The sequence below is a fragment of the Massilia norwichensis genome, assembly GCF_024753245.1.
GTDB classification, from domain to species: Bacteria; Pseudomonadota; Gammaproteobacteria; order Burkholderiales; family Burkholderiaceae_D; genus Telluria; species Telluria norwichensis.
This window is the reverse complement of sequence record NZ_JANUGX010000003.1, coordinates 275,896-283,602: the sequence shown is the minus strand read 5'-3', so window position 1 is coordinate 283,602 and position 7,707 is coordinate 275,896. Positions and strand designations below refer to the sequence as shown.

The window sequence follows — 7,707 nt, the reverse complement described above, 5'->3', positions numbered from 1 at the left end:
CCGCAATGCCTCGACCGGCTACGACATCGGCGCCTATCAACACTAATCGGTAGCCAGGCAGTTTTGCTCTCCCGGCCGGGCTCCCTGGCTGGCCGGGTTCAGCCCGCACATCGCAAGGTGTGCGGGCTTTTTTATGCCGCGTCGTCGTCGTCGTCGATGGGTAGCGCGATCTGGGGACCGTGGGCGCTGGCGTTGTTGACCTTTTTGCTGACCTTGTGCCAGTCGAAGTCGGCGGGGGGCACCGCGGCGTGGCGGGCCAGTTCCAGCGCCTGCTGGGGGCTGAGCGAGGGGGAAAGCCACAGCTCGGCATCTTCTTTGGCGAGCACCACCGGACGCCGGTCGTGGATGTCGAGCATGCCGCCGGAGGCATCGTCGGTGACCAGCACGAAGCCGGCTTCCGCGCGGTTTTCTTCGAAAGGGCCGAAGTTGGCCAGCGCCAGCAGGAACAGGGGTGCGTGGTCCTTGCGGTGGATGTGCCAGGGCTGCTTGTGGCCCTTTTCGCCGGTCCATTCATACCAGCCCTCGGCCGGCACGATGCCGCGCCCGTTCTTCAGCAGGCGCGACCAGTAGCTGCCGGCCAGCTTCTCGAGGCGGGCGTTGATCGCGATCGGGATCTTGCCCTCGGCCCATTTCGGGCGATAGCTCCAGAATACGTCGTCCACGCGGTGCTCGCCGTCCTGCACATGCAGCACAGGGCGATAGGTGCCCGGCGCCGCGTTCGTGGTCGGCGCGGATTCGCTGTCGAAGACCGCGTCCGCCCAGCCGAAGGCGGTGGCGTAATGGCGCGCGGTCTGGCTCTGGTCAAATCGTCCACACATGGCCCGATCCTACCGCAGATGCCGCGAACCGGTCGTCCGTTAGCCGAGCAGTCGGGTGCGGCGGCACGGCAGCCGGACATTGTGCCCTGGAATCCGGCTGGTCTTGCAGGCTGGCTGTGCGACTAGACTGACGTCAGGACGGGACTTTGCTTACCCATGTTGGCCCTTGTGGCGGCCGAAGCTGTCCCAACTTCCTATCCTGTTTCGTCAAGTAGTATCCGTGCTTCTTTGTGTCTCCACCTCAGTGACGGCTGAGTTACCTGCCGCTGCTCGCATTCGCGACAGCGGCATTTTTTTACGATCCGCGGGCGGGCTTGGCCGGGATGCTGCAGGCGCGGGTGCAGCGTTGGTATTTGTCGTCGCAGGCGCCGTAGCGCTCCGACTGCCGTTTATGGAAACTGGCGCCGCCGGCGGCGCGCTCCTGTTCCGACTGGCCTTGCAGATGATTGGCCGTGTTCGCAAACGGATTCTTGTCCTCGGGCCCGCGCTCGAGCAGATCGTCATTCTTGGTCGCCTTGCGCGCGGTGGCCCGGCATTCCTGACGTTCGCTGCTGCACATCGATTTACAGAAGCCGGCATCTTCCGCCGCCTGGACGGTGGGCAGGCAGCTGGCGAGCAGTGCGGCAAGGGCAAGGGTGCGAATCATGGAAAGTCTCCTGATGTTGATCGGGTAAAGTATAAACTTTCCTGCAAGAATGACAAGATCCACGACCCGTCGATGCATTTGCAGGCGGGCCGAGGCAGGCGTATGCTGTGCTGACAACATGCATACAATTGGAGACAATCATGAAAATGCGTTTTGCTTCAGTGCATCTTCCGCACCTGCCCGCACGCTTCCATGGTCCCTTGCGCTTCGGCAGCCGCTGGCGCGGCCACGAGCTGGCCTTGCGCCTCTGCCAGGTGGCGGTGTTCGCCGTCGTCGCTGTGCTCGGCGGTCAAGTGGTGGCGCAAATCATCCGCTTCATCGTACGGGGCTTCACCGCTTAAAGCCGGATCGTCATTTCGATCTTTTCGGAGGCGATGCCAAGGACCCGGCAAGTCCATGCTTGGCTTCCGCGATAGCCTGGGTAAAGCTTGCAGCTTTGCCCGGGGCTGCATCAGCCTGCGCCGGATAGGCGGCTACAAAGGCAGTGCCGTCTCGTACTTCACTTCGCGCAAGGCCACGCTGGTATTCACCTGCGATACCCCGTTCAGCTTCACCAGCACGTTGTGCAGGAAGTCGTGGTAGGCATCCATGTCGGCCACGACCACCTTCACCAGGTAATCCGAGGTGCCGGTGGTTTCGTAGCACTCGACGACCTCCGGCCGCATACGCATCGTCTGTTCGAACTGCTCGACCACGCCTTCGGCATGGCGCAGCAGCGACACGTGCAGCAGGCAGACCACCGCCAGGCCCAGCTTGCGGCGGTCGAGCAGGGCGGTGTAGCGCAGGATGGTGCCGTTGTCCTCCAGCTCCTTCTGGCGCCGCCAGCAGGGGCTGGCCGACATGCCGATCCGCTCCGCCAGCTCGTTGGACGAGATCCTGCCATCCCTCTGCAGCTCGACGAGAATTTTCATGGATGCTGCATCAATCGAATGACTTTTCATGTTTTTGGCAAAAAATAGAAAGGTTCTTGCAATTTTAGTGTCAAAAGATGAATAGATAGAAAAAATCTTTCGCGGCGTGCGGCCTATCCTGTCTCATCATTTGCACACACTATAAAAATGAACGACATGACGCTCCCCGCGACTGTCGGGCTGGCAGACCCCGACTACGCACTCGACGACAACCTGACCCGCACCCAGGGCCGGGTCTTCCTCACCGGCACCCAGGCATTGGTGCGCCTGCTGTGCATGCAAAAGCAGCTCGACGACGCGCAGGGCCTGCAGACGGCCGGCTTCGTCAGCGGCTACCGCGGCTCGCCGCTGGGCGCCGTCGACCAGGAATTGTGGCGGGCCAGGAACCTGCTGGCGGAGCGCCACGTTGAGTTCCTGCCAGCCATCAACGAAGAGCTGGGCGCGACCGCCGTCATGGGATCGCAGCAGGTCGAAGCCAACCCGACCCGCAAAGTCGATGGCGTGTTCGCGATGTGGTACGGCAAAGGGCCGGGCGTCGACCGTGCCGGCGACGCGCTCAAGCACGGCCACGTCTATGGATCCTCGCCGCACGGCGGCGTGCTGGCCATCCTGGGCGACGACCACGGCTGCGTGTCCTCGTCGATGCCGCACCAGAGCGAGCAGGCGCTGATCGCCTGGGGTATGCCGGTCATTAACCCGGCCAACATCCAGGAATACCTGGAATTCGGCCTCTACGGCTGGGCGCTGTCGCGTTTTTCGGGCGCGTGGTGCGGCTTCAAGGCCATCTCCGAAACGGTGGAAGGCGGGGCGGTGGTCGAGCTGCCGCCGATGCCGCGCTATGCCGAACCCGCCGATTACGTGGCGCCGCCCGACGGCCTGCACAACCGCTGGCCCGACTTGCCCGGCCTGGCGCTGGAGCAGCGCGTGGCCGCCAAGCTGGAAGCGGTGCAGGCTTTCGCGCGCGCGAACTCGATCGACCGCCTGGTGGTGCCGGCGCCGAACGCCACGATCGGCATCATCGGTGCCGGCAAGGCTTACCTCGACCTGATCGAAGCGCTGGAACGCATGGACCTGTCCGTCGCGCGCCTCGAAGAACTGGGCGTGCGCCTGTACAAGCCGGGCCTGAGCTATCCGCTGGAGCGCACGCGCCTGGCAAGCTTCGCCCAGGGCCTGCGGGAGATCCTGGTGGTGGAAGAGAAGGGGCCGGTGATCGAGCAGCAGGTCAAGAACCTGTTCTACAACCTGGCGGCCGACCAGCGCCCGGTCGTGATCGGCAAGACTGACCGCGATGGCGCGCCGCTGCTGTCGGCGCTGGGCGAGCTGCGTCCTTCGCGCATCGCGCCGGTACTGGTGCGCTGGCTCGGTGAAAAATACCCTTCGCTGGACCTGCACCGCTACCTGCCGGACTTCTGCGCCGCCGAGCTGCCCTTCAACCCGGCGGAGGGCAAGCGCCGCACCCCTTACTTCTGTTCGGGCTGTCCGCACAATACCTCGACCCGCGTGCCGGAAGGCAGCCGCGCGCTGGCCGGCATCGGCTGCCACTTCATGGCGACCTGGATGCAGCGCGACACCTATTATCTGTCGCAGATGGGCGGCGAGGGCGTCAGCTGGGCCGGCACCTCGCCTTTTGTCGGCGAGCCGCACATCTTCCAGAACCTCGGCGACGGCACCTTCTACCATTCGGGTTCGCTGGCGATCCGCCAGAGCGTGGCCGCCGGCACCAACATCACCTACAAGATCCTCTATAACGACGCGGTGGCGATGACCGGCGGCCAGCCGGTGGACGGTACCCTGTCGGTGCCGCAGATCCTGCAGCAGGTGATCAGCGAAGGCGTGAAAAAGGCGGTGGTGGTGACCGACTACCCGGACAACTACGCGGGCGTGACGCTGCCGGAAGGCGTCAGCGTGCATCACCGCGGCGAACTCGATGCGATCCAGCGTCAGCTGCGCGAGATCCGCGGCACGACGGTGCTGGTGTACGACCAGACCTGCGCCGCCGAGAAGCGCCGCCGCCGCAAGAAGAACAAGCCGGACAACATCGTCTTCCCCGATCCGGCGCGGCGCATGGTGATCAATCCGGCCGTATGCGAAGGCTGCGGCGACTGCGGCGTGCAGTCGAACTGCCTGTCCATCCTGCCGCTGGAGACGGAACTGGGCCGCAAGCGCCAGATCGAGCAGTCCTCCTGCAACAAGGATTATTCCTGCGTCGAAGGCTTCTGCCCGAGTTTCGTCTCGGTGCTGGGCGGGACGCTGCGCAAACCTGCGGGCGTCAAGATGTCGCTCGCCGATCTGGAAGCCGCACTGCAGAAGTACCCGCTGCCGGCCGCGCACGCGCTCGACCAGCCCTTCGAGATCCTGGTGGCGGGCGTGGGCGGCACCGGCGTCGTCACGGTCGGCGCGCTGATCACGATGGCCGCGCACCTGGAAGGCAAGGGCGCCTCCACGCTGGATTTCATGGGCTTCGCACAGAAGGGCGGCGCGGTGCTGTCGCATGTGCGGGTGGCGTCCGCGCCGGCGCGCCTGCACCAGGTGCGCATCGACTTGCGCCAGGCCGACGCGGTATTCGCCTGCGACCTGGTGGTGGCGGCGATGCCGGATGGCCTGGCGGTCATCCACAACGGCCATACCCGCGTGGTGGCCAACGAATACGAGATCCCGACCGCCGACTTCACGCGCGACCGCGACGCCGAGGTCGACCGCGAAGGCCTGCTCGGCAAGCTGGGCGCCGCCGCCGGCACAGCGAATCTGCTGCGCCTGAACGCCCAGGCCACGGCCGCGCGCTTCCTCGGCGATACCATCGGCAGCAATATCCTGTTGCTGGGCTATGCCTGGCAGCAGGGGCTGGTGCCGGTCGGCCTGCCGGCATTGAACCGCGCGATCGAGCTGAATGGCGTAGCGGTCGACATGAACAAGCGCGCCTTCACACTGGGCCGCCTGCTGGCCGCCGACGCGACTGCGCTGGACCGCATGGCGCAGCCGGCGCAGGTGATCCAGTTCGCCGCGCCGAAGTCGCTGGACGAACTGGTGGCCTTCCGCGTCGACTGGCTGACCCGTTACCAGGATGCCGCCTATGCCGCGCAGTACGCGCAGGCGGTGGCGGCGGTCGCACAGCGCGAAGTCGCGCTCGAAGGCGAGGACTCAAAGCGCCGCGTGGCCAAGGCGGTGGCGCGCAACCTGTTCAAGGTGATGGCCTATAAAGACGAATACGAAGTCGCGCGCCTGCATGCCGACCCCGCCTTCCGCGAGCAGATCGCCGCCCAGTTCGACGGCGACTACAAGCTGGCCTTCCACCTGGCGCCGCCGCTGCTGGCGCGCAAGAAGCCAGGTTCCGAGGTGCCGGCCAAGATGACCTTCGGTGCCTGGCTGCTGCCGGCCTTTGGCGTGCTTGCCCGCTTCAAGGGCTTGCGCGGCACCGCCTTCGATCCCTTCGGCTACACCCGCGAGCGCAAGGGCGAGCGCCTGCTGCGCGACCGCTACCTGGCCTTCGCGCGCGAACTGGCGACCGGCCTGCGTGCGGACAACCGGGACGCCGCCCTCAAGCTCGCGCAGCTGCCGGACCAGGTGCGCGGCTATGGCCACATCAAGCAGGCGGCGATGGACAGGTTCGACGCGCAGTGGCGGGAGTTGGCCGCTGCGTATCGCAACGAGCACGTCGTGGAGCTGAAGCGTCGGGCATAATGCCGTGCATTCGCACAGGAGGATACCGATGTTTCAGACCGATCTGCTGATCGCCGGCGTGGCCAGAGCTGCCTCGAACGGCGCCAGCTTCGAACGCTTCGACCCGTCCACCGGCGCGCTGGCGACCCGCGCCGCCGCCGCCACGCTCGACGACTGCGATGCCGCAGCCGCCGCTGCGCGCGAGGCCTTTCCGGCCTGGGCGGCAATGGCGCCGGGCGCCCGCCGCGCCTTGCTGCTGGCCGCCGCCGACCGCATGGAAGCGCTGCGCGGCCAGTTCGTCGAGGCCGCCGTGAGCGAGGTCGGCGGGGCGCCGGGCTGGTACCACTTCAACGTCACGCTGGCCGCCAACATGCTGCGCGAAGCGGCATCGATGACGACCCAGATCGGCGGCGAAGTGATTCCGTCCGACGTGCCCGGGTCGCTGGCGATGGGTGTGCGCCAGCCCTGCGGCGTGGTGCTCGGCATCGCGCCCTGGAACGCACCGATCATCCTCGGTACGCGCGCGCTGGCGATGCCGCTCGCCTGCGGCAATACCGTGATCCTGAAAGCGTCCGAGCTGTGCCCGGCCGTGCACCGCCTGATCGCCCAGGTCTTCGTCGATGCCGGCTTCCCGCCGGGCGTGGTCAACCTGGTCTCGAACGCCCCGGGTGAAGCGCCGCAGGTCGTCGAACGCCTGATCGCCCATCCGGCGGTCCGGCGCGTCAACTTCACCGGCTCGACCAGGGTAGGGCGCATCGTCGCCCAGCATGCGGCCAGCCACCTCAAGCCCGTGCTGCTGGAACTGGGCGGCAAGAACCCGATCCTGGTGCTGGACGACGCCGACCTCGATGCGGCCGTCGAAGCCGCCGCCTTCAGCGCCTTCTTCAACCAGGGCCAGATCTGCATGTCGGCCGACCGCATCCTGGTCGACCGCAAGGTGGCGTCCATCTTCATCGACAAGCTGGCGGCGAAGACCGCCACGCTGCGGGCTGCGCACGCCGATGCGCCGCTGGCCGGCATGGTGGATCCGGCCGCCGCGGAGCGCGTGGCGGCGATGCTGCAGGATGCACGCGAGCGCGGCGCCACGGTGACGCAGAGCGGCGCACAGCAAGGCGCCATCGACGGCAACCTGCTGCAGCCGGCCATCGTCGACGGTGTCACGCCCGACATGCGGGTCTGGTATGAAGAGTCCTTCGGCCCGATCGTGTCCGTGATCCGCTTCGATACCGACGAAGAGGCGATCCGACTGGCCAACGACAGCGAATACGGCTTGACCTCGAGCGTGTTCTCGCGCGATATCGGACGCGCGATGGCGGTGGCGCAGCGCATCGAGTCGGGCATCTGCCACATCAACGGCCCGACCGTGCACGACGAGGCGCAGATGCCCTTCGGCGGCGTCAAGGGCAGCGGCTACGGGCGCTTCGGCGGCAAGGCGGCGATTGCGGAGTTTACCGACCTGCGCTGGATCACGGTGCAGACCGGGGCGCGGCATTATCCGATCTGATGCGCTTTTGGATCTGATGCGCTTATCGAAAACACAAGGACTAACACTCGCGCCGCCGCCCGTAGTACAATCCCGGCCGGCGCGGGCATGGCGAAATTGGTAGACGCATCAGACTTAAAATCTGCCGCCGCGAGGCGTGCCGGTTCGATTCCGGCTGCCCGCACCACATCA

General features: G+C 66.3%; 6 protein-coding genes and 1 tRNA gene. 4 read left to right on the top strand and 3 right to left on the bottom strand.

Going from position 1 to position 7,707, the window contains the following annotated elements; translation table 11 throughout:
• Positions 1-131 precede the first annotated feature (131 nt).
• Both NX782_RS04545 and NX782_RS04540 read right to left on the bottom strand, forming a co-directional pair.
• Complete coding sequence (locus NX782_RS04545) at positions 132-818, bottom strand: SOS response-associated peptidase (protein ID WP_258844227.1); 687 nt, start codon at positions 816-818, stop codon at positions 132-134.
• A gap of 295 nt (positions 819-1,113) precedes the next feature.
• Positions 1,114-1,464 carry a hypothetical protein gene (locus NX782_RS04540; RefSeq protein WP_258844226.1) on the bottom strand — a complete coding sequence of 117 codons (351 nt, stop codon included), beginning with the start codon at positions 1,462-1,464 and terminating at the stop codon, positions 1,114-1,116.
• Positions 1,465-1,604: 140 nt separating this feature from the next.
• Here NX782_RS04540 and NX782_RS04535 point away from each other — a divergent pair, with 140 nt between their 5' ends.
• Positions 1,605-1,805, top strand: a complete 201-nt coding sequence (locus tag NX782_RS04535) for a hypothetical protein (protein WP_258844225.1) — start codon at positions 1,605-1,607, stop codon at positions 1,803-1,805.
• A 132-nt stretch (positions 1,806-1,937) separates the two neighbouring features.
• Here the strand turns inward: NX782_RS04535 and NX782_RS04530 are convergent, their stop codons facing one another.
• Positions 1,938-2,405, bottom strand: coding sequence for an Lrp/AsnC family transcriptional regulator (locus tag NX782_RS04530; protein WP_258844224.1), 468 nt, complete (start codon positions 2,403-2,405; stop codon positions 1,938-1,940).
• Between the two features lie 126 nt (positions 2,406-2,531).
• Between NX782_RS04530 and NX782_RS04525 the strand changes: the two genes are divergently transcribed.
• From NX782_RS04525 to NX782_RS04515, 3 genes are all read left to right on the top strand, one after another.
• Entirely contained in the window at positions 2,532-6,053 is a 3,522-nt protein-coding gene (locus tag NX782_RS04525) for an indolepyruvate ferredoxin oxidoreductase family protein (protein WP_258844223.1), read from the top strand.
• 28 nt (positions 6,054-6,081) lie between these two features.
• A complete protein-coding gene (locus NX782_RS04520) occupies positions 6,082-7,536 on the top strand; it encodes an aldehyde dehydrogenase (protein WP_258844222.1) in 1,455 nt (484 codons plus the stop codon).
• A gap of 81 nt (positions 7,537-7,617) precedes the next feature.
• A tRNA-Leu gene (locus tag NX782_RS04515) sits at positions 7,618-7,702 on the top strand.
• The last annotated feature ends 5 nt before the right edge of the window (positions 7,703-7,707 follow it).